Genomic DNA, 24,944 nt, shown 5'->3' on the forward strand with positions numbered 1-24,944 from the left:
ACGGCGGCAGCCACCTGGAAAAGGTGGCTGCCGCCGTCGCGTTTAACTGCGTTTAAAGCGGAGGGCCCTCAGTAGCTGGCGGGGGTGCCGCCGGGCTCAGCCACCGCATCCGGTGGGATGTAGTCGGCGGCAAGGGCCTCGGAGCCGCGGGCCAGGATGGACACATCGGCCCCGACCAGCACGAACGCGGCGCCGGCGGCCAGGTAAGCGCGGGCCGTTGCCGGGTTGAAGGCGTTCACGCCGGCAGGTTTGCCGGCCGCTGTGGCGGCGGCGAGGCAGCGTTCGACGGCGGCGCGTACCCGGGGGTGTTCCTGCTGGCCCAGCAGCCCCATGGAGGCGGCGAGGTCGGAGGGCCCGAGGAAGATCGCGTCCACGCCCTCCACTTCGAGGATCTCCCCGACGGCGGCCACTGCGGCAACGGATTCAATCTGGACGGTGACGCTGACGGTGCCCGAGGCGCGGGCGAGGTAATCCGGGATACGGTTCCAGCGCGCGGCCCGGGCAAGGGCCGAGCCCACCCCGCGGACGCCGTGGGGCGGGTAGCGGGTGGCGGCCACGGCGGCCTCCGCCTCGGCTGCCGAGTTCACCATGGGGATCAGCAGGTTCTGGACGCCCAGGTCCAGGTACTGCTTGATGAGCACCGTGTCATTCACCGGCGGCCGGACCACCGGATGGACCGGGTAGCCGTGCACGGCCTGCAGTTGGGCCAGGATGGATTCGAGGCCGTTCGGGCTGTGCTCGGCGTCGATCAGGAGCCAGTCCAGACCGGACCCGGCGCAGATTTCGGCCACGAGCGGGCTGCCGGAGCAGACCCATATCCCGGCCAGGGGACGGCCGGCAGTGCCGGTTTGGGTGCGCAGGGCGTGCTTGAAGGTGGCGTCGGGTTCTACTCGAAACGGCATGTCACAACTCCCAGGGGGCCGTAGTCGGCGTGCACGGTGTCACCCTTGTAGACCCAGAGGGGCCGGGTGAAGGAGCCGGCGAGGATGATGTCGCCGGCTTTCATGCCGTCGCCGTGGGCGGCGATCTTGTTGGCCAGCCAGTGCACGCCGTTGGCCGGGTGGTCCAGGACGCCGGCGGCCACGCCGGTTTCCTCCACGGTCTGGTTCTTGTAGAGGATGGCGGAGACCCAGCGCAGGTCCACGGCGTCGGGACGCACGGGGTTGCCGCCGATCACCATGGCGCCCATCGCCGCGTTGTCCGCGATGGTGTCCACGATGGTCCGTCCCTCCATTTCGATCCGGGAGTCCAGGATCTCCAGGGCCGGGACCACGTAGTCCGTGGCGTTCAGGACGTCGAAGATGGTGCAGCCGGGACCGGCGAGGTCCTTCTTCAACACGAACGCGAGCTCCACCTCCACCCGGGGATGGGTGTACCGGTCCCAGTCCACGGAGCAGCCGGTTTCCAGCACCATGTCATCGAAGATCGCGCCGTAGTCCGGCTCGGTGATGCCGGTGGCGGCCTGCATCGCCTTGGACGTGAGGCCGATCTTGCGGCCCACGAGGGTCCGTCCGGCGTCCTCGTTGCGGCGCCGCCACAGCCGCTGGACTGCGTAGGAGTCCTCCACCGTCATCCCCGGGTAACGGGTGGTCAGGCGGGGGACCGGAGTACGGCTGCGGCCGGCTTCCAGCAGTTCGTCTGCGATGGCCTCGATCGTCGCGGGATCAAGCACGCTAAACCTGCGCCCCGAGCTTGAAGCCCGTCGCTTCTCCGGCGGAGCCGTCCTCTTCCTTGCGGGTGTAGGAGAAGCCGTCGGCGCCCACGGTCACGGCCATCTCGCTCTTTTCCTCACGGACGATCACGGGCTGCGGGTTGCCGTCGAGGTCCAGGACCAGGGAGGCCTCGGTGTACCAGGAGGGGACCACGGGGTTGCCCCACCAGTCGCGGCGCTGGTTGTCGTGAACGTCCCAGGTGATGGTGGGGTTGTCCGGGTCGCCGGTGTAGTAGTCCTGGGTGTAGATCTCGATGCGGTGGCCGTCCGGGTCCAGGATGTAGAGGTAGAAGGCGTTGGAGACGCCGTGCCTGCCGGGGCCGCGTTCGATCCGGTCCGAGATGCGCAGGGCGCCCATCTTGTCGCAGATCTGGATGATGTTGTGCTTCTCGTGCGTGGCGAAGGCAATGTGGTGCAGCCGCGGGCCGTTGCCGCCGGTCAGGGCGGTGTCGTGCACTGTCTGCTTGCGGTGCATCCACGCGGCGTACGTGACGCCGTCGGAGTCTTTGATGTCCTCGGAGACCCGGAAGCCCAGGTCCTCGAGGTACGCCCGGCCGCGCGGGACGTCCGGGGTGACCTGGTTGAAGTGGTCCAGCCGGACCAGTTCGCCGGCGGAGTAGAGGTCGTAGCGCTGGGTGAGGCGCTCGACGTGTTCGGTCTCGTAGAAGAATTCGTAGGGGAAGCCCAGCGGATCCTCGACGCGGACGGCGTCGCCGATGCCCTTGGTGAAGCCTTCCTTGCGGCGCTCGGTGCGGCAGCCCAGTTCCTTGTAATAGGCCTCGGCCGCGTCCACCTCGGCCGGCGACTTCACCCGGTAGGCGAAGGCGGCCGCAGCGGCCACGGGCCCCTTGCGCAGCACCAGGTTGTGGTGGATGAACTCCTCGAGGGAGCGCAGGTAGATGGTGTTCTCGTCTTCCTCGGTGACGTGCAGGCCCAGCAGGTCCACATAGAACTGGCGGGACTTGGCGAGGTCCGTGACCACAAGTTCCAGGTAGGCGCAGCGGACGATGTCCGGGGCCGGGACAGTGGGGGTGGGGACGAAGTTGGTCATGGTGCTCTCTCTTCTTTGAAAGGGGTCTGGGTGGCGCCGGCGGGAAACTTAGGCGCCGAATTTGGGCGTATGGACGGTGCCCAGGGTGATGTGGACAGCCTGCTGGTCGGTGTAGAAGTCGATCGAGCGGTACCCGCCCTCGTGGCCCAGGCCCGAGGCCTTGACGCCGCCGAAGGGGGTGCGGAGGTCGCGGACGTTGTGGCTGTTGAGCCAGACCATGCCGGCCTCGACGTTTTGGGAGAAGTTGTGCGCGCGGGTCAGGTTCTGGGTCCAGATGTACGCCGCGAGCCCGTACCTGGTGTTGTTCGCCAGGGCGAGGGCTTCCTCGTCGGTATCGAACGGGGTGATGGCGACGACGGGGCCGAAGATCTCCTCCTGGAAGATCCGCGCGTCCGGGGCGACGTCGGCGAACACCGTGGGTGCGATGTAGTTGCCCTCGGGCAGGTGGTCAGGGCGGCCGCCGCCGGCCAGCAGCCGGCCCTCGGACTTGCCGATCTCCACGTAGGAGGCCACCTTGGCGTAGTGCTCGGGGTGGACCAGCGCGCCGACCTCGGTCTTGGGGTCGTGCGGGTCACCGACCACGATGTTCCTGGCCCGGGCGGCGTACTTGTCGCAGAATTCCTCGTACACGGCGCGCTCCACCAGGATTCGGGAGCCGGCGGTGCAGCGCTCGCCGTTGAGCGAGAAGACGCCGAACAGGGCGGAGTCGATCGCGGCCTCAAGGTCGGCGTCGGCGAACACGACGCACGGTGACTTGCCGCCGAGCTCCATGGAGAGGCCCTTGAGGTTGGCCGCGGCGTTGCGGAAGATGGTCTGGCCGGTGGTGGTTTCGCCGGTGAAGGAGATCAGCGGCACATCCGGGTGCTTGACCAGGGCGTCGCCGGCTTCCTCACCGAGGCCGTTGACCAAGTTGAAGACGCCGTCGGGGAGCCCTGCGTCCTTGAAGATCGTCGCCCAGAGCGAGGCCGAGAGCGGGGTGAATTCGGCCGGCTTGAGGACCACGGTGTTGCCGGTGGCCAGGGCCGGGGCGAGCTTCCAGGACTCGAGCATGAACGGGGTGTTCCACGGGGTGATGAGCCCGGCGACGCCGATCGGCTTGCGGTTGACGTAGTTGATCTGGGCGCCGGGGACCTTCATGGCGTCGTCGAACTGGGCCACGATCAGGTCCGCGAAGAAGCGGAAGTTCTCGGCCGCGCGCAGCGCCTGGCCCTTGGCCTGAGTGATGGGCAGGCCGGTGTCGAAGGTTTCGAGCTCGGCCAGGCGGGCCTCCTGGGCTTCGACGGCGTCGGCGATCCTGTTCAGGACCCGGGCCCGCTCGCGCGGCTTCATCTTCGGCCACGGGCCGTTGGTGAACGCCTCGCGGGCCGCGGCTACGGCGAGGTCGATGTCTTCCTTCTGGCCGGCGGCGGCGGTGGCGTAGTTGGTGTTGGACACCGGGTCCAGGACATCGAAGGTCGCCCCGCCCACCGAATCAACGAAGTCGCCGTTGATGTAGTGCTGGATGTGGGTGGGAAGGCCCTGCGGAACGTAGTGAGTGGTGGTTTCTGCGGCAGTAAACGTCATTGTTTTTCCTTACTGATAGTGCAACGCGGGGTCACTTACGGCCCATGCCGGGCGCCTTAATGGGCGCTAAGTGACCCCGCGTTGGTTTGGGCGAGGTACGCGTCCAGGGTGGCGCTGCGGTGGCGGCGGGCGGCCTTTTCGATGTCATCCGGGCTGGCGCCGGACTCGATGAGCTGCAGCAGCGCCTCGTGCTCGTCGACGGATTCGTGGGCCCGGCCCGGGACGAAGCGGAACGTGGAGGAGCGCAGTGACGCCAGCCGGTTCCAGCCCCGGTGGACGAGGTCCAGGATGTGCGGGTTGGGGCAGTGCTCGAACAGGACGCTGTGGAAGTCCTGGTTCAGCCGGGTGAACCGGACGGGGTCGAAGTGCTGCAGGCATTCGCGCATCTCGGCGTTGACTGCCCGGGCGCGGGCCACGTCCGCCGCCCCGATCAGCGGGGCCGAGAGTGCCGTTGCGGCGCCCTCAACGATGCTGAGGGTCTGCATCGTGTAGAGGTATTCGGTGGGGTCGATTCCGGACACAGTGGCGCCGACATTCCGCTCGAACTTGACCAGGCCCTCGGCCTCGAGCCGGCGGATCGCTTCGCGGACCGGCACCACGCTGACGCCCAGGTCCTCGGCTATCTTGGCCAGCACCAGCCGGTAGCCGGGGGAGTAGGTCCCGTCCACGATCCGGGCCTTGACGGCCGCATAGGCCTGCTCGGATTTGCTGCCGGAAGTCGCGGCCGGCGTGGCTGCGGCCCTGGCTGTCTCAGTCATTGGTCTTGCCTGCTTCCCATTCCTGGTACCGGGTCCGCCAGGCGGCGTTGAGCGGGTAGAGGCCGTCGACGCTGTGGCCCTGCTGCACCATCTCGGCGATGAAGGTTTCCTCGCGTTCCTGCGCGATGGAGTCGTCCGCGAGCTCGTCGGCGAGGGCCGGCGGGATCACCAGGATCCCGTCGGCGTCCGCGACGATGATGTCCCCGGGCTGCACGGTGGTGCCGCCACAGGCGATGGTGATGTCCGTGTCCCAGGGGATGTGCCGGCGGCCCAGGACGGCCGGGTGCGGGTTGGCATAGTACGTAGGCATGTCCATGGCGGCCACGGCGGTGAAGTCGCGCACGCCGCCGTCGGTGATGATGGCGGCGGCGCCGCGGACCTGGGCGCGCAGGGCCAGGATGTCGCCGATCGTGCCGGTGCCCTTTTCGCCGCGGGCTTCCATCACCAGGATCTCGCCCTCGTTGACGGAATCGATGGCCTTCTTCTGGGCATTGAAGCCGCCGCCGTGGGTCGTGAACAGGTCCTCGCGGTTGGGCACGTAGCGCAGGGTCCGGGCCAGGCCCACGATCCGCCGCTCCGGGCGGGTGGAGGACAGGCCGTCGATGCTGACGTTGTTCAGGCCGCGCTTGCGCAGCTGGGAGGACAGGGTGGCCGTGCAGACGGACTCCAGTTTGGCCTTCAGCTCCGGGGACAGGCCCGGCGTCCCTGACAGCTGGGCGGCGGCGAGGCCGGCCGCTTCACGGGAACCGTAGGCTTCCTCCCGCTGGAGATCATCGGTCTTGGGCCGGGCGCCGAAGTCCGCGAACGGCGTCGTGCCTTCCTCCACCCGGGTGACCAGCCGGCCGGTGGTGAGCCCGCCGCCGGCGGCGCCTCCCGTCGTCGCGCTGACTTCCACCTCGACGACGTCGCCCGGCGTGGCCACCGACGCCCCGGCGGGGGTGCCGGTGAGGATGATGTCGCCCTCTTCGAGGGTGAGCAGCTGGGACAGGTCGGCCACGAGCCGGGCGAACGGGAAGAGCAGGTCCACGGTGGTGTCGTCCTGGACCAGTTCACCGTTGTGCCACGTGCGGATCCGCAGTTTGGCGGGATCGACGGCGTCTGCCGCGATCAGGCCCGGGCCCACGGGCGTGAAGCCGTCGCCGCCCTTGGAGCGGAGGTTGGAGCCCTTGTCCGCGTAGCGGAGGTCGTAGACGCCGAGGTCGTTGCTGGCGGTGACCCATTCGACATGGCTCCACGCATCCTCGAGGCCCACGCGGCGGGCGGTCTTGCCGATGATCAGGGCGATCTCGCCCTCGTAGCCGAGGAGTTCGCAGCCGGCCGGGCGCTCCACGGTTGAAGGCGCTGATGCAGAACCGAGAGCCAGCGACGACGACGGCTTCAGGAAGTAGGAGGGCTGCTCGGGTGTGCGGCCGCGCTGGGCTGCCCGGCTGGGGTAGTTGATATGCACCGCGATGACCTTGCGGGCCGCGGCCAGGATGTGGTCGGTGACCTGTTCCAAATGTTACTCCTCATCGAGTACGAAATCGTATACGAAACACTATGGCCCGGAAGCCGGGGAGCGTCAACCCCTTGCGCGGGGATGTTTGCCGGGGCCTTTGCCCGGGCCGTTGGGGGCACTTGTAACCTGCGTCATATCTGACGTACAGTTTTGGATCAGGGACCGAAATTCTATTATCGAACGTCACGTTCTAATATCGAACACGCTTGGTCGGCGACAGGCCGCCACACAACGAAGTGAGGAAAGCCCGTGCATTTCCACCACCACGGCTACGTATCCGGTGACCCGCGGGTCCAGCCGGCCGCCGGCGCCGGCATCGACCGGCCCACACACCTTCCCGACGAGGTAGATGTGCTGATCGTGGGCTCCGGCCCCGCCGGCATGCTCGCCGCAGCCCAGCTGTCCCAGTTCCCGGGCGTCACCACCCGGATCGTGGAACGCCGGCCGGGCCGGCTCGCGATCGGCCAGGCCGACGGCATCCAGGCCCGCAGCGTCGAGACCTTCCAGGCCTTCGGTTTCGCCGAGCGGATCATCGCCGAGGCGTACCGCATCACGGAGATGGCGTTCTGGAAGCCGGATCCCGCGGACCCCTCGAACATCGTCCGCAGCGCGCGCACCCTCGATGACCCGGGCGGGATCAGCGAGTTCCCGCATCTCATCGTCAACCAGGCCCGCGTGCTCGACTACTTCGCCGAGTTCATGGCCATGTCCCCGAGCCGCATGAGCCCGGACTACGGGCTGGAGTTCCGCGGCCTGGAGGTCACCGGCGAGGGCGAGTACCCGGTCGCCGTGACGCTGGCGCACACCGCCGGTCCTGACGAGGGCCGGGAGCGCATCGTGCGGGCCAGGTACGTGGTGGGCGCGGACGGCGCCCGCAGCAAGGTGCGCGACTCGATCGGCTGCACCATGGCGGGCGACCAGGCCAACCACGCGTGGGGCGTCATGGACGTGCTCGCCTCCACGGATTTCCCCGACATCCGGCTCAAATGCGCCATCCAGTCCCACGACGGCGGCAGCATCCTGCTGATCCCGCGCGAGGGCGGGCATCTCTTCCGCATGTATGTCGATCTCGGCGAGGTCGCCGCGGACGACCGCGGTGCGGTCCGCAAGACCACCATCGAGCAGATCATCGCCAAGGCCAACGCGATCATCCACCCCTACACGCTCGACGTGCGCAACGTGGCCTGGCACAGCGTGTACGAGGTGGGCCACCGCCTTACCGACAGGTTCGACGACGTCCTCCCGGAGGAGCTGGGCACCCGCACGCCGCGGGTGTTCATCACCGGCGACGCGTGCCACACGCACAGCGCCAAGGCCGGCCAGGGCATGAACGTCTCCATGCAGGACGGCTTCAATATCGGCTGGAAGCTCGGCCACGTGCTGGAGGGGCGCAGCCCGGAGAGCCTGCTGTCCACGTACTCGGCCGAGCGGCAGGTGGTCGCGAAGAACCTGATCGACTTCGACAAGGTGTGGTCGACGCTCATGGCGAAGAAGCCCGAGGAGTTTGAAAACCCCTCCGAGCTCGAGGACTTCTACGTGCGCACCGCCGAGTTCCCTGCCGGCTTCATGACCGAGTACTCGCCGTCGATGGTCGTCGCCGAGGCCACGCACCAGCAGCTGGCCACCGGCTTTCCCGTCGGCAAGCGCTTCAAGTCCGCGCCGGTTGTGCGGGTCTGCGACACCAACCCGGTCCAGCTCGGCCACCAGGCCACGGCGGACGGCCGCTGGCGCATCTACGTCTTCGCGGACCAGGCGGCGCCAGCACAACAGGCGGGGGCCCCGTCGCCCGCCGCGGACCTCGCCGCGTGGCTGGCCAGCGCGCCGGACTCGCCGCTCGCCGCCACCCCCGCGGGGGCCGACCGTGACGCCTGGTTCGACGTGAAGGTGATCTACCAGCAGGATCACACTGGCATCGACATCGGCAACGTCCCCGCGGTGTTCAAACCGGAGGTGGGGCCGTTCAAGCTCCCCTACCTCGAAAAGGTCTACGGCACCGACCCGGCGGCGGACATCTTTGAGTTGCGCGGCATCGACCGCGGCGGCGTCATCGTGGTGGTGCGCCCGGACCAGTACGTGGCCACCGTCCTGCCGCTGACGGCGACGGCGGAGCTTGCCGCGTTCTTCGCACCCCTGTTGCGGGCAGGGCGGCCCGCGGCGGTGTGACCGCGTGGAGTTGGCCTTCTTCGCAAGGTTTGTCCGGGCTGGCGGTCAGAGGCCGGCTGCCTGCCTGGACCTGTATTCCGCGGCGGGGTAGACGCCAAGGATGCGTACCTCTGTGGTGAAGAACTCCAGTTCCTCCAGCGCCAGTCTGAGCGGCAAATCCTCGGGGTGCCCCTCGACGTCGGCCATGAACATCGTGGCCGCAAATTCATTGCCCACCATGTAGCTTTCCAGCCGCGTCATGTTTACCCCGTTCGTGGCGAATCCTCCCAGCGCCTTGTAGAGGGCTGAGGGGACATTCCGGACACGGAATACAAAGCTGGTGACGGCCGGTCCGGACAGGATGTCCCGGGCCGGCAGCGGCTTTTCCCGTGCCAGAACCACGAACCGCGTGGTGTTGGAGGGGTCATCCTCGACAGCGGAGGCGAGCACCTCCAGGCCATAGAGTTGAGCCGCGAGTGGAGGAGCGAGCGAGAGTTTGGTGGGATCGTTCCAGTCGCGCACTTCCCGGGCGGACCCGGCAGTATCGCCGGCGATCACGGGGCGCAGGCTGGCGGAGCGGATCAGACGCCGGCACTGCCCCAACGCGTGGAGGTGGCTGTGGACCTCGGTGGCTGCCTCGATGGTGCTGCCCGGGATGCCCAGCAGGTCGAAGTGGATGGGCAGAAAATACTCGCCGACGATCTGCAGCCCGGACTGGGGCAGCAGCACATGGATATCGGCCACCCTGCCGGCAATGGAGTTTTCGATCGGAATCATGGCCAGGTCGGCGGTGCCGACGGCCACCAGTTCAAAAGCGTCTTCGAAACTCGCGCAGGGAACGCTCTCCAGTTCGGGGAACATCTGCATGCACGCAATATTGGAGTTGGCGCCCGGTTCACCCTGGTACGCAATCTTCTGGGCCATGCTCCGTATGGTTTCACGCCAGGCGCCCGCTCACCCAAGTAAGACGCGGCAGGGCCGTTTGAGAACCAAAAACGGTCCCTGCCGCGACTCAGCTGGGGTTCAGATACTTGGCGAAGTGGTCCTCGATCCGCTGCCAGGCTTCCGGGGCCGATTCCGGATCCGGGCCGATGCCCATGACCCGCATGAGCGGCCGCAGCACCTTCGGCCCGGTCTCCACATCATTGAGGAAGGCGTGCCCGGCGTGCGGGAACTCCTTCACGTCGTTCTCCACGCCCAGCCCGTCGAGCACAGCCGCGAGTTTCGCCGCTTCGCCGGGCAGGGTGCGGTCCCGGCCGCCGAAGTTGGCCACGATCGGGCAGGCACCGGCGAGGGCCTCCCGGGGGTCTTTTGGGCGCCGCCCGTAGTTGACGGCGGCGGCGTCGAAGCCGTCATTGGCCAGCAGCAGGGCGAAGCCGCCGCCCATGCAGAAGCCGATGACGCCGATCTTGCCGGTGGTCCGGCCGGTTTCGCACAGCCAGTCCCGGGCGGCGGCCAGATCGGTGAAGGCCCGGCCCTCGCCCGCGGAGAGCGCGCGCATGGTGGCGACGAGGCAGCGGCGCGCCCCGCCGTCGCTGTACAGGTCAACGGCCAATGTCAGGTAGCCGGCCGCCGCCATCCGGTCGGCGTGGCGGACGGTGATGTCGTCCAGGCCAAACGCCTCATGGACCATCAGGACCGCGGGGAACGGCCCTTCGCCCTGCGGCGTCGCCAGGTAGCCGCGCAGCGCCGGCGAACCGCCAGCGGCGGCGCCGGACCGGCCTAGGTCGGTATTGCTGAGATCCCGGGCGGCGGGCTTGCCGCGTCCTGCGTGTGTCCGTGCCATTCTGACCCCTCCGTCGGCTGTGGGGCCATTCTTGCACGGGCGAAAAAAGCGGCGCCGGAGATCCCCCAAAGGAAAATCCGGCGCCGCCAACGTCCTAAAGACTAGTCCTTCTTGAAGGCGTCCTTGACGTTTTCGCCGACCTTCTTCGCGTCGGCTACAACCTGGTCCTTCTGGCCCTCGGCGCGCAGCTGGTCGTTGCCAGTGGCGTTTCCGGCAGTTTCCTTGGCCTTGCCGCCGAGGTGCTCCGCTTCGTTCTGAATCTTGTCTCCGACACCCATGGTGTAGGCCACCTTTCGTTCCGGTTGAAAATACTGTCCGATCAGCCTAACACAAAGCATGCTTACTAATTCAAGGGGTCTCGCGGGGCAATTCTCCGCAGCGTCATCCGCGGCAGCGGCGGCGCGGTTCGCGAAAGGATGAAATCCCCCCGGCCCGCGGGCTAGGCTCGAGGTCATGGACCACAAGACCACTCTCACGCAGCACATCAATGCTCCGGCGGACGCGGTCTGGGCGGTGGTGTCGGACATTCCCGGATCTGCCGCGACCCTCTCCGGCGTCGAATCGATCCAGATGCTCACCGACGGACCCTATGCCGTGGGTACCCGCTGGAAGGAGACCCGCACCATGATGGGGCGCGCGGAAACGGTGGAGATGTGGGTTGCCCAGTCCGAGGCGCCGTCGAACGGCCGGGCCGGCAGCACCACTGTGAAGGCCCTCCAGGGCGGCGCCGACTACACCACCAGGTTCGCGCTCGCGGAGCGCGGCGGGGGAACCGACCTTACGCTGACCTTTGGCGCCGAAGTCATCAAACCGACCCGGTTCAGCAGGATCATGCTCACCGTGTTCGGTCCGCTCGGGATGCGCATCACCCGCAAGGCGCTTGCAAAAGACCTGGCGGACATCGCGGCCAAGGCCGAGTGCCAGTGATGGTCCGGCGCACCGCGGCGGAGAAAACCCCCAAGGTCACCGCCCCCCGGCTCGCGCCGGTCCGTCCCGGGGATCTGCAGGACGACCCTGCCCCGGAGTTCCGTCGGGGTGTTCGGTACGACGGCGTCCGCTACAGCCGCGCGTCGGCAGACGGTCTGGACCTGGGCGGTACGGACTTTGCCGAGTGCGAATTCACCGGGATGTCCTTCAATGAGACGCAGCTGCGGGGCGCGACTTTCCGTGACTGCATCCTGACCGAGACGTACGCCCCGGTGCTGATGGCGGCCCGGACCAGCCTGCGGGATGTCGAGATCGGCAACCCCCGCTGGGGATCGGCGGAGCTCTATGAAAGTGGCTGGCAGTCCGTGCGGATCGACGGCGGCAAACTTGACTACGTGAACCTGCGCGGATCCAAGCTCACGGACGTGCAGATCAGCGACTGCATCATTAACGAGCTGGATCTGGGCTCCTGCACCGCCACGCGCGTCGCCTTGAAGAACTGCACGATCGGCACCCTCGATTTCACCGGAGCCCGGCTCAAGGACTTCGACCTCCGGGGCACCGACTTCCGCACCGTCAGCGGTCTGGGCAGTCTGTCCGGCCTCGTCGTCGACGATCACCAGCTCACCCTGCTCGCTCCATTGCTCGCGGCTCATCTGGGCGTCGTCGTCGCGTAATCCGGCGGCATCCGGTTGACCCCCTTGCCCCGCCGTGTAATCTTTATAGAACGAACGGTCGGTAAATTACTCTGCTGCCGGCCCCGCTTTCTTGGTGAAGGATGTTCTCATGGTCGAGGCTTTTCTTGTTGGCGGCGCCCGCACTCCCGTGGGCCGCTACGGCGGCGCCCTCTCCGCAGTCCGCCCCGATGACCTGGCCGCACTGGTAGTCCGCGAGGCTGTGGCCCGCGCCGGCGTCGATCCGGACACCATCGACGAGGTCATCCTCGGCAACGCCAACGGCGCCGGCGAAGAGAACCGCAACGTGGCCCGCATGGCCACCCTCCTAGCCGGGCTGCCCCTCCACATCTCCGGCATCACCGTGAACCGGCTCTGCGCCTCCGGGCTCAGCGCCATCATCATGGCCAGCCACATGATCAAGTCCGGCGCCGCGGACATCGTGATCGCGGGTGGCGTCGAATCCATGAGCCGCGCCCCCTGGGTCCAGGAAAAACCCCGGACCGCCTTCGCCAAACCGGGCGAAATCTTCGACACCTCCATCGGCTGGCGTTTCGTCAACCCCCAGTTCGCCAAGGGCGAGCTGTCCCGGGACGGCAAAATGACCTACTCCATGCCGGAGACGGCAGAAGAGGTGGGGCGGGTTGACGGCATCTCGCGGGAGGACGCCGACGCCTTCGCCGTCCGCTCCCACGAACGCGCCCTGGCCGCCATCGCCGCCGGCCGCTTCGCCGAGGAAATCGTCCCCGTGACCGTCAAGACCCGCAAGGGCGAGACCGTGGTGGACACCGATGAGGGGCCCCGCGCCGGCACCACCATGGACGTCCTCGCGGGGCTCCGGCCGGTAGTCAAGGGCGGCTCGATCGTCACCGCCGGCAACTCCTCCACCCTCAACGACGGCGCCTCCGCCATCATCGTTGCCTCGGAGGCCGCAATCCAGAAGCTTGGCCTCACGGCCCGCGCCCGCATCATCGACGGCGCCTCAGCCGGCTGCGAGCCCGAAATCATGGGCATCGGGCCGGTTCCGGCCACCCAGAAGGTGCTCGCCCGTTCCGGGCTCAGCGTCGATGACCTCGGCGCCGTCGAGCTCAACGAGGCGTTCGCGACCCAGTCCCTGGCCAGCATGCGCCGGCTCGGCCTCGACCCGGAGATCGTAAACCGCGACGGCGGTGCGATCTCCCTGGGCCACCCGCTGGGGTCCTCCGGTTCCCGGATCGCCATCACACTGCTGGGCCGGATGGAGCGCGAAAACGCCAAAATCGGCCTTGCCACCATGTGCATCGGCGTCGGCCAGGGCACGGCCATGCTGCTGGAGCGCGTCTAGTGGCGGCCCCGGCCCTCGACCCGGCTGGCTTCGTCACGCTCCTGGTCGAAGAGCGCGAGGACCGCGTGGTGGTGGTGCTCAACCGCCCCGAGGTCCGCAACGCGATCGACCAGCAGATGGTCGATGAACTCCACACCGTCTGCGCCCATCTCGAGCGGCACCCCAAAGTCCTCATCATCGCCGGCACTGACGGGGTGTTCGCCTCCGGCGCCGACATCGGCCAGCTGCGCGAACGCCGCCGCGACGATGCCCTGCAGGGCATCAATTCCACCATTTTCGTCCGGATCGCCAAGCTGCCGATGCCCGTCATCGCGGCACTGGACGGCTTCTGCCTCGGCGGCGGCGCCGAACTGGCGTACGCCGCCGACTTCCGGATCGGCACCCCGTCCGTCCGGATCGGCAATCCCGAAACCGGACTCGGCATCCTGGCCGCCGCCGGCGCCAGCTGGCGCCTCAAGGAACTCGTGGGGGAGCCCGTCGCCAAGGAAATGCTGCTCGCCGGTTCCGTGCTGCGCGCAGAACGTGCCCTCGCGGTCAATCTCATCACCGAAATCCATGAACCGTCCGATCTGATGGCCGCGGCCCACAGCGTCGCCGACCGGATTGCCACGCAGGATCCGCTCGCCGTCCGGATCACCAAGTCCGTGTTCCATGCCCCGGCCGAGGCGCATCCCCTCATTGACCAGCTGGCACAGGGGATCCTCTTCGAATCCCAGGCCAAGTTCGACCGTATGCAGACATTCCTGGATAAGAAATCAGATAAGAAATCAGATAAGAAATCAGTGACGAAGCCAGAGAACACGTCCGCTAAAGAACCAGGGAAGCAGAAATAGACATGGGCAACTCCGTACTCCCCGCCAACCTTCCGACAGCAGTGGGAGTCCTCGGTGGCGGCCGCATGGGCGCAGGCATCGCCCACGCCTTCCTGATCAACGGAGCCAACGTCGTGGTCGTCGAGCGCGACGAGGCGTCGGCCGAGGCCGCCCGGGAGCGGGTCGAGTCCGCCGCCGCCAAGAGCATTGAGCGCGGCGCCGTGGACGGCAACCTGGACGAGATCGTTTCCCGGCTCGCGGTCACCGTGGACTACGACGACTTCGCCGGCCGGCAGCTGGTGGTCGAGGCCGTTCCGGAGGACTGGGACCTGAAGATCACCGCGCTGCGCGGCATCGAGGAACGGCTCGCCGACGGCGCCTACCTCGCCTCCAACACGTCCTCGCTCTCCGTCAACGGTCTGGCCCGCGAACTGAAGCGGCCGCAGAACTTCCTGGGCCTGCACTTCTTCAACCCGGTGCCGGCGTCGACGCTCATCGAAGTGGTCCTCGGCGAGCAAACTTCCGACGCCCTGGCCCAGGCCGCCCGCGGATGGGTGGAGGCGCTCGGCAAGACCGCCGTCGTGGTCAACGACGCGCCCGGCTTCGCCTCCTCCAGGCTGGGAGTCGCGATCGCCCTCGAAGCGATGCGCATGGTGGAAGAGGGCGTGGCCACCGCGGTAGACATCGACAACGCCATGGTGCTGGGCTACAAGCACCCCACGGGACCGCTGCGGACCACCGACATCGTGGGCCTGGACGTGCGCCTCGGCATCGCGGAGTACCTGCAGTCCACGCTGGGTGACCGTTTCGCTCCGCCGCAGATCCTCCGCGACAAGGTCGCCCGCGGCGAACTGGGCCGCAAGTCCGGCAAGGGCTTCTTCGACTGGACCAAGTGACCGGCATTCTTCTCTGCCTCTAGGATGGTGCGGTGACCTCCCTGGACCGCCCCGCGATCGCGCCCATCACCCTGACCGGCAAGTTCGTCGTCCTTGAGCCGCTGAGCCAGGACCACCATGACGGCCTTGTCGAGGCGGCACGCGACGGCGAGCTGTGGCACCTCTGGTACACCAGCGTGCCCGCACCGCAGCACATGGCCGCCGAGATTGAGCGTCGCCTGGCCCTGCAGGACAGCGGCGCCATGCTGCCCTTCACCACGCGGCTGATCGACCCCGCTACCGGCGGACCGGGCCGGGTGATCGGCATGACCACCTACATGAACATCGACGCCGCCACGCCCCGGGTGGAGATCGGCTCCACCTGGAACGCGGCGTCCGCGCATGGCACCGGCAGCAATCCGGACTCCAAGTTGCTGCTGCTGCGGCACGCCTTCGAGACGCTGGGCTGCCCCGCCGTCGAGTTCCGGACGCACTGGCTCAACCACCAGTCCCGCGAGGCGATCACGCGGCTGGGGGCCAAACAGGACGGCGTGCTCCGCAGCCACACGCGCAGCGCCGACGGGGCGCTGCGGGACACCGTCGTGTATTCCATCCTGGAACATGAATGGCCGATGGTCCGGAACGCCCTCGAATCCCGGCTGGCCAAGCGGCGCTAGCGTGCCGAGTAGGCCTTGGCCCCGTTAAGCGACGCGAAGTACGCCTCGTAGCCCAGCGCGTTCGGGTGGAAGTTTTCGGGACTGGCCAGGGCCGTACGGCTGAAATTGATCCACGGAGCCGCAGAGTTCACGCCGTGACCGGCGAAAGCGGCCCGGACATCGACGTACTCCGCTCCGGTGGCCCGGGCGGCGGCGGCGATGGAGCCGTTCAGGCCGTCCGCCAGGACCGTGGCCTTGTAGATGAACCGGGACATCGAATCAGCCTGGCCGGGCGCGACAGGATCATAGAGGTAGGGGTAGCCCGTCACGACAACCTTGGCGTTGGGGGCGGCAGCCTTCACGCGCTGGATCATCGCTGTCACGTCACCGGACAGTCGATGGCTGGAGATCTGGCCCTCAGCGTAGGCACTGGCGGCATCGCACAGCGGACCCGCAGCGGGATTCACCATCGCGGCGCCGCAGGAGGCAAGGATTTCCGCAAACCGGAGGTTGTTGCCGCCGGCAGTGATGGTGACGAGCCCGGTGGTCCTGCTCAGCCGCCTGAGCTGGGTGTTGACGACGTCCTGGGTCGTCTTGCCGCTGCAGGCCGCGTTGGCGACGAGTTTGATGGTCTTCGTGTGGGCAGCGAGTTCGGAATAGCTGTTCTCGCTGCGGTAGCAAACATCCAGGTACGGCCCCGCCCCCAGCCCGGCGGCATAGGAGTCTCCGAGCGCGACGTACCGGGTCCTGTCCGCCGCCTCCGCCGGTACCGCCGCCCCACCGGCCGCCATGGCCAGGGCGGCGAGACCGGCCGCCAGAGCCGTCCGCCGGCGTCGAAGTTTCAGACGTCCCATGGTGTTCTCCTCAGTGGCACCCTGGGTTCAGCGCCCGTGCCGTGAAAAACGTGTTGCGAAGCGTAAACCCCGCACCATGCCAATGGTCCCATTGTGTATAACGTTTGTGAATCCTGCCGCGGATCGCGCCGGTGCGTGTGCTTAGCTTTCTGGATGATGATTCCTGCAGCGCCCCTGGGCCAAGCCAAGGGGCAGGCGGTGCCCGGAACCGTGGAGTGGGATGGGGCCGTCAACGCGTGGCACGTGGCCGGGGACGTGTTCCGCATGGGACGGCGGGAGTGGCTCACCGAGGCCGGCTGGCGGCAGGTGCACCGCCGGGGCATCCGGACCGTCATCGACCTCCGCAACGAAGCCGAAATCCGGCGCCGGGAGACCGATCCGCCGGTGCGGGCTGGGGCCCTGGCCGGTTTCGACGTCGTGCTGGCCCCCACCGAAGACCCGGACAACCGCGAATTCCGCGAGCTCTGCGTGCCTTACCTGAACGACCCCGCCTGTTATGCGGACAACGCTAGGCTGTTCCCGCACCTGCTGGCCCGGGTCTTCAAGGCGGTGGCCGCCGCGGAAGGCGGTGTGGTCATCCATTGCTCCGCGGGGCGGGACCGGAGCGGCATGATCGCAGCCATGCTCCAGGACCTCGCCGGTGACAGCGACGAGGCCATTGTGAGCGGCTACCAGCGCTCCATGCGGGGCATCAACGAGCACCTCCGGCGCGCCGCAGTCCCGCATCCCCACGAGCGTTTCCTGCCCGAGAATGTGCTGGCGCCCCTGCTGGAATCCCGGGGCCAGAGCCTGCTGCAATTTGTCCGGTCCCTCAACACTGCGGACTACCTCTTCCGCCACGGCGTGACGACCCCGGAACTCGCGGCCATCCTCGGAAAGCTCGGCCGATAGGGTGGGCGCAGTTAGGGTAGGCCAGTGAAGACTCCGAAGTTCCAGCCGATGGTGCGGGCCGCCGCGGCCCTCGCGATTGCGCTTGCCGGTACCGTGCCTGCCTTTGCGCTGACCGCGGTCCCGGCGATGGCCGAAGCCAACGCCCCAGTCCCCGACGACCCGGCGCCCGCTGCATCGGCGATGGCGACGCCGGTCTCGACGGCGGTCCCGATGCCGGTGCCGGTCTCGACGGCGGTTCCAGCGCCGGCTGCGTCTGCGATCTCGACGGCGGTCCCGGTCCCGGTGCCGTCGCCGGCTGACGCGCCTTTGGCTGGTTCTTCTCCGGTGCCGTCCGCGACGCCGATCAGCGATGCCGGCCTCGCCGAGGCCGTGCGGCGGGACCTTGGCATGACCCTCGCGGAATTCGACGCCGCCGGTGCACTTGCCCGGCGGGCCGCCGACGCCGCGCCCTCCCTGCGTGCGCTTCCCGGCTATGTGGGGATCAGCCTCGCCGGCGGCAAGATCGCGGTTGAAGGCAGCGGCGCCGAGCTCCGGGCCCGCGTGGCCGAACTGAACCAGTCCGGCCCGGCTGACTTCCTGCTTGCCGCCCCCGCGGCCGCCGCCGCTGTCCCGTCGGCCGCGGAGGTGGTTGCCTCCAGCACCCAGCAACTGTTCGAGGCCTACGTCCGCGAGGTCGGGGCCGCCGGGCTGCAGGCCGTCACCTACACAGACGGCCACTTTGTCATCCGCACCGGCGGCACCAACACGGCGCAGTCCGTTCCGGCTGCCGACGCCCTTCCCGCCGCCGCTGTTCCCGCCGCTGGGGCCGATGTGCAGCCGGCGAAAGCTCCGGGCACGGTGCCGAAGATGTCCGCGGCCGAATTCGTGGCCCGCTACGCCAACGTGACGCTGGAACAAGGATCCCGGATCACGACGGAAGAGGACCTCTTTGGCGGCCAGGGCTTCATCATTGACGGCCAAGCCCGGTGCTCGGCAGGGTTCGGCGCCTTCAGCCCCGCGGGCGAGCCGGTGGTTCTGACCGCCGGGCACTGCGCCGCTGACGGAGCCGCGAAGCAGGCCGAGATCGAAGATCCACCGGAGGCACGGGCAGCGTGGGGCTCAGCTTTCGGTGCGGCCGCCGGAACCTTGGGGACATTCGGGTTCAGCCAGTTCGGCGGCCCGGACAATTCCAAGGTTGCGCCGGACGGCACCAACGTTGGCACGGACGTCGCCGTCCTCCAGGGCATCCGGAGCGGCCTGGACCTCCAGCCCGCCGTCACCCGATGGGACAAGCCCGCCGACCCGGGGCCGACGTCCGTGAAGATCGTGGGAACAGTGGCTCCTTTCCAGGGCCAGCCCGTGTGCCGGTCCGGCCGGACCACCGGGTGGAGGTGCGGCACGGTGGACTCGGTCGGCATCCAAGTCCTACTCGGGCCGAATTCACTACCGCCGGATTGGAACAACGATCTACGGGCCGTCCGGGGCTTCGAGTCGACGTCGGTCACCTCAGACCGCGGGGACTCCGGCGGCCCGTGGATCAGCGGGAACTTCGCCGTCGGGCTGCACACGGGGGCGGAAAGTACCGACGAGGGCGTCCAGACGCGGGCCATCGCGACCAGCCTCGAGGACGCCATGGGCCAGGTCCCCGGCGGTGTCCAGCTGCAACTGTTCCTGGCCAAGCCGGCGCTCGCTGCGGCCTCCAACGGAACCGTCACAGCCGGTGAGCCGATTACCGGGCACATCGATGCCGGTCCGGCCTCCGTGGTGGCTCCGAATTCCAAGGTCCGCATCACCGTCCTGAACCAGAAACCTGGCCAGACCTCCGGCCAGAAGGACGGCCAGCCCCTGGAAGTGCAGGTCGATGCGTCGGGAAACTGGCAGTTCCCCGCACCGTCGTTGGCCGGGCCCTTCAAATTCTCGGCTGAAACCGTGAACGGCTTCAGCGGCTCCGGCGCAGTCGCCCTGTCCGTCGACGTCTCCCGGCTCGCGGCTCCGGCCATCACCTCACCAGCGGACGGCCAGCCGGACGGCCCGGGACTCACCGCCATCGACACCATCGAGGGCACTGGAGAAGCCGGAGGCACGGTGCGGCTCTCCGGCGACTTCACCGGGACCGGGCTCGTCGACGCAAACAGCCGCTGGAGCATCAACGTGGCCGATCAGCCGGTCTTCGGAAAAATTTCGGTCACGGCAGTGCTCACGGCCCCCGGAGAAATGGACAGTCCCGCGGCGACCCGCACCTACACCGTCATTCCGCCGGCGCCGGCCGTATCGAACCTCAGGGACGGCCAGCACCTGCGCCAGGACGCCCTGCCAGCCACCATCTCCGGCACAGCCCTTCGAGGTGCCGGCGTGGCCGTGGCTGTGGACGGGGTGGCCGTGGACTCCGTGCAGGCCGGTTCCGGTTCCGGAGCGGGCAATGCCGCGCTCGAGCCCGGGACCGCGCAGACCTTGGCCGGCAGTGCCCGGTGGAGTGTCACGTTCCCCGCGGAACTGGATGCCGGAGCGCACACCTTGACCGTGACGCAAACCATTGACGGCGTCGCATCGCCGCCGGCAGCCGTGGCGTTCAGCGTCGAGGCCACGCCCGTTTCCGGGGGCACTCCGGCCGGGCCGCCCGCCGGGACACCGGGATCCGTGCAGCCGGCAACGCCTGGCCACCCGGCGGTCCCGCAACAGCCCGCCAACCCTGCCGGGGCTCCCGCCGGACCGGTCAAACCGGCGCAAGCTCCCGCCCCGCCGTCGGACACCTCCGTCGTTGTGGGCGGCGCGGCAGCGGGCAGCGCATCACCGGACGACACGGCACCCGGCAACACGCCGGGCACCTCAGGCCAGCTGGCGAGCACGGGCGCCGGCGGGCTCCTGCCCTTAGCGGGTCTCGGCGCCGGAGTCCTGCTGCTCGGCGCGGCCTTCGTGGCGTTCGGCCGGCGCCGGGCGGTGCGTTAGCCGGGGCCTCCAAGCCCGGGCTCGCCGGAAAGCCGCGGGGTCGCCGTAAGGCTACGGCGACCCCGCAAGCTTTGGGCGAATCCGCGCGTTCGGGACAGCGAGCCGCGCGTTACTGGAAGTCAGCCAGCCAGAGATCCGGGCCGAAAACCTCGTACTGAATGTCCTTGGCGGGGACGCCACCGGCAATCAAGGCGCTCCGAACCGACTTCAGGAACGGCAGGGGACCGCAGAGGTAGTACTCGGCGTCGTCCGGGAGTTCGCCGTCGCCGACGTCCATGAAACCGGAGAACACGGAACCGCCCGCCTCGCCGGTACCGCCCGCCTCGCCGGTTTCGGCCACCGCGGACGCCCCGCCCGTTTCGCCCGCCCCGCCGGTCCCCGCTGTCCCCGCGGGAGCCAAGAACCACGTCTTCAGGGTCCCGTCCGCGAGTTTCGCGAGATCTTCCCTGACCTGCGCGCGGAGCGGGAACGATGCCTCGCTGTCATCGGCATGCAGCAGCATCACCTGGCGTCGTGAACCGGACTGCACGAGGTGGGAGAGCATCCCGGCCATGGGCGTGATGCCGATTCCCGCGCTGGCCATGACCAGGGGCCGGTCCGTGTACTCCAGCACAACGTCGCCGAACGGAGCTGAGAGCACCACCTCGTCGCCTACCTGGACGTCATTGTGGAGCAGACTGGACATCTCGCCGTCGGGAGTCGTAAGTCCGTGGACCCTCTTGACGGCGAACTGCCGGTGCTGCCCGTCGTCGGCCTTGGTCAGGCTGTACTGCCGGGGCTGCTGTACGCCGTCGGGCATGGTCATCTTGAGGGTCACGTACTGCCCGGGCAGGGACGGCTTGACGTCCCGCTCGTCGGTCCGCTCGACGACGAACGAGACGACGTCGGCGGTCTCCTGGATCCGCTGCACCACCCGCCACGTCCGCCAAATGGTCTCGGGGGAGAGGTGCACTGCGTTGTACAGCCCGCGCTCCTTGTTGATGAGCAGGTTCGCCATCAGCCAGTAGACCTCGTCCCAGGCGGCGGCGACCTCGGGAGTGACGGCATCGCCCAGAACATCCACGATCGCCCACATGAGGTGGTCGTGGACAATCTGGTACTGGTCCGGGCTTAGTCCCAGCGACACGTGTTTGTGGGCCACCCGGGAGAGCAGATGGTCCGGCACCTGGTCCGGTTTCTCCACGAGCATGCCGGCGAAGGCCGCGATGGATCCGGCGAGCGCCTGCTGCTGGCGGCCGTCCGCCTGGTTTCCGCGGTTGAAGAGCCCGTCCAGGAGATCCGGCTGCGCCTCGAACATATGTTTGTAGAAGCGCTTGGCGATCTCCTCGATGTGCTCGCCGACTACGGGCAGCGTTGCCTGAATGACGGGAAGTGAGGTGTCTGAGAGCATGGTGCATCCCTTCCGGTGAGACCGGTGATACCCGGCGGTGCCGGGCGACTCAGCACTTCCAAGCTAACAGCCGCGGCACCGCGCCTTCCGGGCCGATCGGCCCTACATCGGGAGCGGGGTCCGGTGTAGGCGGCCTCCCGCCCTGGGCCCGAGTTCGCCGGAAAGCTCCCGGGTCGCCGGAACGTTACAGCGACCCCGCAGGTCTCCGGCGACCCAGAGGGTTCGGGGCAGAAGTCAGGCCTTGCGGTCCAGCAGCAGGTTGGTGATCCGCAGCGTGCAGATTCGCTGGCCGGTCTCGTTCGTGATCAGCACCTCGTGGGTGGTCAGGGTGCCGCCCAGATGGATGGGGGTGGCCGTGATCGTGATCAGTCCCTCGCGGGTCGACTTGTGGTGCGTGGCCGAGACGTCGACGCCCACCGCCGTCTTGCCCAGGGTGCTGGCGTGGATGACGGCGGCCCAGGACCCCACGGCCTCGCCCACGGCCAGTGAGGCGCCGCCGTGCAGGAGCCCGAACGACTGCCGGTTGCCCTCCACCGGCATGGTCGCGACCACGCGGTCCACGGACTCCTCGACGATCTTCACGCCCATCTTCTCGTCGAGTTCCCCCAGGGTGATTTTCCACAATTCGGTGCTGCCGGTCTCGGGCGTCATAGCGTCTCCTTTGTTGCCGGCCGGCCGGGTCCCGGACGGTCGGTGCCGCCGCGGCTAGTGTGCGGCAGGCCTCATTCATGTACTGTAGATCATATTACCGAACGGACGGTCAGTAATGTTCCGGCCGTGTTGATCTTGCTCCCCCGTTGGAAGGACCCGTCAACGATGACCACCACAGCCGCACCCGCAGTAGACACTGTCGAGATCGTTCCCAGTTTCATCCGGGGTTCCTGGTGGACTCCCGACGACGCCGCCGCCGCCGGCGCGGCGCCGGTACTGGACGCCAGCACCGGCGAGCTCCTGGCGAAGGTGAGCACCGAGGGGCTCGACCTCGCCGCCGTCGTGGATTATGGCCGCACCACCGGCCAGGCGGAACTTGGCACGCTGACCTTCCACCAGCGCGCGCTCAAGCTCAAGGAACTGGCGCAGTACCTCAATGGCCGCCGCGAGGAGTTCTACGCGCTCTCGGCGCAGACCGGCGCTACCAAGATCGACTCCATGATCGACATCGACGGCGGCATCGGCGTCCTGTTCACTTTCGGGTCCAAGGGCCGCCGGGAGCTGCCCAACTCCCAGGTGGTGGTGGATGGCCCCATGGAGGTGCTGTCCCGCGACGGCTCGTTCGCCGGTGAGCACATCTACACCCGCATCCCCGGCGTCGCCGTGCAGATTAACGCCTTCAACTTCCCTGTCTGGGGCATGCTGGAAAAGCTTGCCCCGGCCTTCCTCGCCGGCGTCCCCACCATCGTCAAGCCCGCCACCCCCACCGGGTACGTGGCCGCCGCCGTGGTCAAGGCGATCGACGAATCCGGCATCCTGCCCACCGGCTCGCTACAGCTGATTTCCGGCTCGGTCCGTACGCTGCTGGACCACCTGGACTACCGCGACCTCGTGGCCTTCACCGGCTCCGCGTCGACCGCCAACACGCTCAAGTCGCACCCCAATGTGGTCAAGGGCGGGGTCCGCTTCACGTCCGAGACCGACTCCCTGAATGCCGCGATCCTGGGCCCGGATGCGGTCAAGGGCACACCGGAATTCGACGCCTTCATCAAGTCCCTCGTCACCGAGATGACCGCCAAGGCCGGCCAGAAATGCACCTCGATCCGCCGCGCGATCGTGCCGCAGGAACTCGTCGCCGACGTCACCGCCGCCGTGGGGGACCGCATCCGCGAACGCGTCGTGCTCGGTGATCCCCGCGCCGAGGGCGTCACCATGGGCGCCCTGGCCTCCCTTGAGCAGCTCGCCGACGTGCGCGCCGCCGTACAGTCCATGCTCGACGCCGGCGGGGAGCTCGCCTACGGCACGCTCGACGCGCCCAAGGTCACCAGCGCGGACGGCAGCATCGGCGTCGTCGACGGCGGCGCCTTCATGTCCCCGGTCCTGCTGAGCTGGGCCAACCCGGAAGCCGAGGAGGTCCACTCGCTGGAGGCCTTCGGCCCGGTGTCCTCGGTGATCGGCTACACCGACCTGGCCGACGCCGTCCGCCTCGCCGCCCGCGGCGGCGGCTCGCTGGTCGCCACGGTCTGCACGAACGATCCCGCCGTGGCCCAGCAGCTGGTCACCGGCATCGCGGCCCACCACGGCCGCGTGCTCATGCTCAACCGCGAGGACGCCCGCAGCTCCACCGGCCACGGCTCCCCGGTCCCGCACCTGGTCCACGGCGGTCCCGGCCGCGCCGGCGGCGGCGAAGAGCTCGGCGGCATCCGCTCGGTGATGCACCACATGCAGCGCACCGCCATCCAGGGCTCGCCGAACATGCTCACCGCCGTCACAGGGCTCTGGCACACCGGAGCGGACCGCAACTTCACGCTCGAGACCGAGGGCCAGCACCCGTTCCGGAAATCCCTCGCCACCCTGCACATCGGCGACGCCATCCGCTCGGAGCTGCGCGAGGTCTCGCTGGAGGAAATCACCAAGTTCGCGAACTCCACCGGCGACACCTTCTACGCCCACACCAACCAGGAAGCCGCCGCGGCCAATCCCTTCTTCCCGGGCATCGTGGCGCACGGCTACCTCCTGCTCAGCTGGGCAGCCGGCCTGTTCGTGGAGCCCGCACCGGGACCGGTCCTGGCCAACTACGGCCTGGAGAACCTGCGGTTCATCACCCCCGTGGCCGCGGGCGATTCCATCCGCGTGACCCTGACGGCCAAGAAGATCACCCCGCGCGAGACCGACGAGTACGGCGAGGTGGCCTGGGACGCCGTCCTGACCAACCAGAACGACGAAATCGTCGCGACCTACGACGTCCTGACCCTCGTAGAGAAGTAGCCCGTCCCGCTCACTCCCGCCTTACCTCCCGTTGCGCTATCACTTGTGGCTGCCAAAAGGTCGAAATGACCGCCACAAGTGATAGGGCAACCGGGGAGGGACAGGGGCGGGCTTCGCCGTGCAGGGAGCAATTGGCGGGCTCTTTCCATCCCGCTCCGGCGTAAAATCTTGCTCGTAGGAGGTGGCGA

22 protein-coding genes are annotated in these 24,944 nt (G+C 68.3%); 10 read left to right on the top strand and 12 right to left on the bottom strand.

Translation table 11 applies throughout. From position 1 onward, the window contains the following. Positions 1–68: 68 nt before the first annotated feature. Genes AC1D1A_RS02975 through AC1D1A_RS03000 form a run of 6 tightly spaced genes read right to left on the bottom strand, consistent with a single transcriptional unit; the run spans position 69 to position 6,581 of the window. The gene (locus AC1D1A_RS02975; protein WP_476947109.1) at positions 69–902 is read right to left on the bottom strand and encodes an aldolase/citrate lyase family protein; all 834 of its coding nucleotides are present in this window, start codon (positions 900–902) and stop codon (positions 69–71) included. Continuing rightward, the gene (gene hpaH, locus AC1D1A_RS02980; protein WP_476870358.1) at positions 887–1,672 is read right to left on the bottom strand and encodes a 2-oxo-hept-4-ene-1,7-dioate hydratase; all 786 of its coding nucleotides are present in this window, start codon (positions 1,670–1,672) and stop codon (positions 887–889) included. Before hpaH ends, AC1D1A_RS02975 begins: the two co-directional genes overlap by 16 nt. 1 nt (position 1,673) lies before the next feature. Continuing rightward, positions 1,674–2,762 (bottom strand): 3,4-dihydroxyphenylacetate 2,3-dioxygenase, encoded by a 1,089-nt coding sequence (gene hpaD / locus AC1D1A_RS02985; RefSeq protein WP_028276400.1) that lies wholly within the window; start codon positions 2,760–2,762, stop codon positions 1,674–1,676. Between the two features lie 48 nt (positions 2,763–2,810). Next, positions 2,811–4,325, bottom strand: a complete 1,515-nt coding sequence (gene hpaE / locus AC1D1A_RS02990) for a 5-carboxymethyl-2-hydroxymuconate semialdehyde dehydrogenase (protein ID WP_476872901.1) — start codon at positions 4,323–4,325, stop codon at positions 2,811–2,813. A gap of 56 nt (positions 4,326–4,381) precedes the next feature. Next, a complete protein-coding gene (locus AC1D1A_RS02995; protein ID WP_026537409.1) occupies positions 4,382–5,083 on the bottom strand; it encodes a GntR family transcriptional regulator in 702 nt (233 codons plus the stop codon). After that, on the bottom strand, positions 5,076–6,581 hold the full coding sequence (locus AC1D1A_RS03000; RefSeq protein WP_476931660.1) for a fumarylacetoacetate hydrolase family protein: 1,506 nt from the start codon (positions 6,579–6,581) through the stop codon (positions 5,076–5,078). The genes AC1D1A_RS02995 and AC1D1A_RS03000 overlap by 8 nt, the downstream gene beginning before the upstream one ends. Before the next feature lie 249 nt (positions 6,582–6,830). Here AC1D1A_RS03000 and AC1D1A_RS03005 point away from each other — a divergent pair, with 249 nt between their 5' ends. After that, the gene (locus tag AC1D1A_RS03005) at positions 6,831–8,744 is read left to right on the top strand and encodes an FAD-binding monooxygenase (protein WP_476947110.1); all 1,914 of its coding nucleotides are present in this window, start codon (positions 6,831–6,833) and stop codon (positions 8,742–8,744) included. 45 nt (positions 8,745–8,789) lie between these two features. On the opposite strand, the gene AC1D1A_RS03010 is transcribed toward AC1D1A_RS03005, so the two are convergent. The 3 genes from AC1D1A_RS03010 to AC1D1A_RS03020 all read right to left on the bottom strand — a co-directional run bounded on the left by AC1D1A_RS03010 (position 8,790) and on the right by AC1D1A_RS03020 (position 10,787). After that, a complete protein-coding gene (locus tag AC1D1A_RS03010) occupies positions 8,790–9,647 on the bottom strand; it encodes a prephenate dehydratase (protein WP_223913646.1) in 858 nt (285 codons plus the stop codon). An 88-nt stretch (positions 9,648–9,735) separates the two neighbouring features. Further along, positions 9,736–10,509 carry a dienelactone hydrolase family protein gene (locus AC1D1A_RS03015; protein WP_476947111.1) on the bottom strand — a complete coding sequence of 258 codons (774 nt, stop codon included), beginning with the start codon at positions 10,507–10,509 and terminating at the stop codon, positions 9,736–9,738. 101 nt (positions 10,510–10,610) lie between these two features. Then, positions 10,611–10,787 (bottom strand): CsbD family protein, encoded by a 177-nt coding sequence (locus AC1D1A_RS03020; protein ID WP_043435744.1) that lies wholly within the window; start codon positions 10,785–10,787, stop codon positions 10,611–10,613. A gap of 175 nt (positions 10,788–10,962) precedes the next feature. Here AC1D1A_RS03020 and AC1D1A_RS03025 point away from each other — a divergent pair, with 175 nt between their 5' ends. From AC1D1A_RS03025 to AC1D1A_RS03050, 6 genes are all read left to right on the top strand, one after another. Next, positions 10,963–11,436: an SRPBCC family protein gene (locus tag AC1D1A_RS03025; RefSeq protein ID WP_230010721.1), complete on the top strand. Its 474-nt coding sequence runs from the start codon at positions 10,963–10,965 to the stop codon at positions 11,434–11,436. Then, on the top strand, positions 11,436–12,113 hold the full coding sequence (locus tag AC1D1A_RS03030; RefSeq protein ID WP_476870363.1) for a pentapeptide repeat-containing protein: 678 nt from the start codon (positions 11,436–11,438) through the stop codon (positions 12,111–12,113). The genes AC1D1A_RS03025 and AC1D1A_RS03030 overlap by 1 nt, the downstream gene beginning before the upstream one ends. Before the next feature lie 109 nt (positions 12,114–12,222). Continuing rightward, complete coding sequence (locus AC1D1A_RS03035; RefSeq protein WP_476870364.1) at positions 12,223–13,434, top strand: thiolase family protein; 1,212 nt, start codon at positions 12,223–12,225, stop codon at positions 13,432–13,434. Continuing rightward, positions 13,434–14,267, top strand: coding sequence for an enoyl-CoA hydratase/isomerase family protein (locus tag AC1D1A_RS03040; RefSeq protein WP_476947112.1), 834 nt, complete (start codon positions 13,434–13,436; stop codon positions 14,265–14,267). The genes AC1D1A_RS03035 and AC1D1A_RS03040 overlap by 1 nt, the downstream gene beginning before the upstream one ends. A gap of 2 nt (positions 14,268–14,269) precedes the next feature. Continuing rightward, positions 14,270–15,142, top strand: coding sequence for a 3-hydroxyacyl-CoA dehydrogenase family protein (locus AC1D1A_RS03045; RefSeq protein ID WP_476947113.1), 873 nt, complete (start codon positions 14,270–14,272; stop codon positions 15,140–15,142). A 32-nt stretch (positions 15,143–15,174) separates the two neighbouring features. Further along, a complete protein-coding gene (locus AC1D1A_RS03050) occupies positions 15,175–15,798 on the top strand; it encodes a GNAT family N-acetyltransferase (RefSeq protein ID WP_476947114.1) in 624 nt (207 codons plus the stop codon). On the opposite strand, the gene AC1D1A_RS03055 is transcribed toward AC1D1A_RS03050, so the two are convergent. Next, complete coding sequence (locus tag AC1D1A_RS03055) at positions 15,795–16,631, bottom strand: SGNH/GDSL hydrolase family protein (RefSeq protein ID WP_476947115.1); 837 nt, start codon at positions 16,629–16,631, stop codon at positions 15,795–15,797. The two genes, AC1D1A_RS03050 and AC1D1A_RS03055, sit on opposite strands and share 4 nt — an antisense overlap. A gap of 153 nt (positions 16,632–16,784) precedes the next feature. Here AC1D1A_RS03055 and AC1D1A_RS03060 point away from each other — a divergent pair, with 153 nt between their 5' ends. Together AC1D1A_RS03060 and AC1D1A_RS03065 are read left to right on the top strand one after the other, a co-directional pair. Beyond that, entirely contained in the window at positions 16,785–17,522 is a 738-nt protein-coding gene (locus AC1D1A_RS03060; protein WP_476947116.1) for a tyrosine-protein phosphatase, read from the top strand. A 24-nt stretch (positions 17,523–17,546) separates the two neighbouring features. Further along, positions 17,547–20,447, top strand: a complete 2,901-nt coding sequence (locus AC1D1A_RS03065; protein WP_476947117.1) for a S1 family peptidase — start codon at positions 17,547–17,549, stop codon at positions 20,445–20,447. 109 nt (positions 20,448–20,556) lie between these two features. On the opposite strand, the gene AC1D1A_RS03070 is transcribed toward AC1D1A_RS03065, so the two are convergent. Then, positions 20,557–21,837 carry a globin domain-containing protein gene (locus AC1D1A_RS03070; protein ID WP_476947118.1) on the bottom strand — a complete coding sequence of 427 codons (1,281 nt, stop codon included), beginning with the start codon at positions 21,835–21,837 and terminating at the stop codon, positions 20,557–20,559. 234 nt (positions 21,838–22,071) lie between these two features. Beyond that, positions 22,072–22,488 carry a PaaI family thioesterase gene (locus AC1D1A_RS03075; RefSeq protein WP_230009251.1) on the bottom strand — a complete coding sequence of 139 codons (417 nt, stop codon included), beginning with the start codon at positions 22,486–22,488 and terminating at the stop codon, positions 22,072–22,074. 165 nt (positions 22,489–22,653) lie between these two features. Here AC1D1A_RS03075 and paaZ point away from each other — a divergent pair, with 165 nt between their 5' ends. Continuing rightward, entirely contained in the window at positions 22,654–24,756 is a 2,103-nt protein-coding gene (gene paaZ / locus AC1D1A_RS03080) for a phenylacetic acid degradation bifunctional protein PaaZ (RefSeq protein ID WP_476947119.1), read from the top strand. Positions 24,757–24,944 lie beyond the last annotated feature (188 nt).

The organism is Arthrobacter sp. P1_B9 (genome assembly GCF_056406495.1).

Excerpts from the sequence above, each read along its gene's own strand:
- AC1D1A_RS02975 (WP_476947109.1), bottom strand. The coding sequence starts at position 902 with ATGCCGTTTCGAGTAGAACCCGACGCCACCTTCAAGCACGCCCTGCGC.
- hpaD (WP_028276400.1), bottom strand. The coding sequence starts at position 2,762 with ATGACCAACTTCGTCCCCACCCCCACTGTCCCGGCCCCGGACATCGTC.
- hpaE (WP_476872901.1), bottom strand. The coding sequence starts at position 4,325 with ATGACGTTTACTGCCGCAGAAACCACCACTCACTACGTTCCGCAGGGC.
- AC1D1A_RS02995 (WP_026537409.1), bottom strand. The coding sequence starts at position 5,083 with ATGACTGAGACAGCCAGGGCCGCAGCCACGCCGGCCGCGACTTCCGGC.
- AC1D1A_RS03010 (WP_223913646.1), bottom strand. The coding sequence starts at position 9,647 with ATGGCCCAGAAGATTGCGTACCAGGGTGAACCGGGCGCCAACTCCAAT.
- AC1D1A_RS03015 (WP_476947111.1), bottom strand. The coding sequence starts at position 10,509 with ATGGCACGGACACACGCAGGACGCGGCAAGCCCGCCGCCCGGGATCTC.
- AC1D1A_RS03020 (WP_043435744.1), bottom strand. The coding sequence starts at position 10,787 with ATGGGTGTCGGAGACAAGATTCAGAACGAAGCGGAGCACCTCGGCGGC.
- AC1D1A_RS03025 (WP_230010721.1), top strand. The coding sequence starts at position 10,963 with ATGGACCACAAGACCACTCTCACGCAGCACATCAATGCTCCGGCGGAC.
- AC1D1A_RS03030 (WP_476870363.1), top strand. The coding sequence starts at position 11,436 with ATGGTCCGGCGCACCGCGGCGGAGAAAACCCCCAAGGTCACCGCCCCC.
- AC1D1A_RS03035 (WP_476870364.1), top strand. The coding sequence starts at position 12,223 with ATGGTCGAGGCTTTTCTTGTTGGCGGCGCCCGCACTCCCGTGGGCCGC.
- AC1D1A_RS03045 (WP_476947113.1), top strand. The coding sequence starts at position 14,270 with ATGGGCAACTCCGTACTCCCCGCCAACCTTCCGACAGCAGTGGGAGTC.
- AC1D1A_RS03055 (WP_476947115.1), bottom strand. The coding sequence starts at position 16,631 with ATGGGACGTCTGAAACTTCGACGCCGGCGGACGGCTCTGGCGGCCGGT.
- AC1D1A_RS03060 (WP_476947116.1), top strand. The coding sequence starts at position 16,785 with ATGATGATTCCTGCAGCGCCCCTGGGCCAAGCCAAGGGGCAGGCGGTG.
- AC1D1A_RS03070 (WP_476947118.1), bottom strand. The coding sequence starts at position 21,837 with ATGCTCTCAGACACCTCACTTCCCGTCATTCAGGCAACGCTGCCCGTA.
- AC1D1A_RS03075 (WP_230009251.1), bottom strand. The coding sequence starts at position 22,488 with ATGACGCCCGAGACCGGCAGCACCGAATTGTGGAAAATCACCCTGGGG.
- paaZ (WP_476947119.1), top strand. The coding sequence starts at position 22,654 with ATGACCACCACAGCCGCACCCGCAGTAGACACTGTCGAGATCGTTCCC.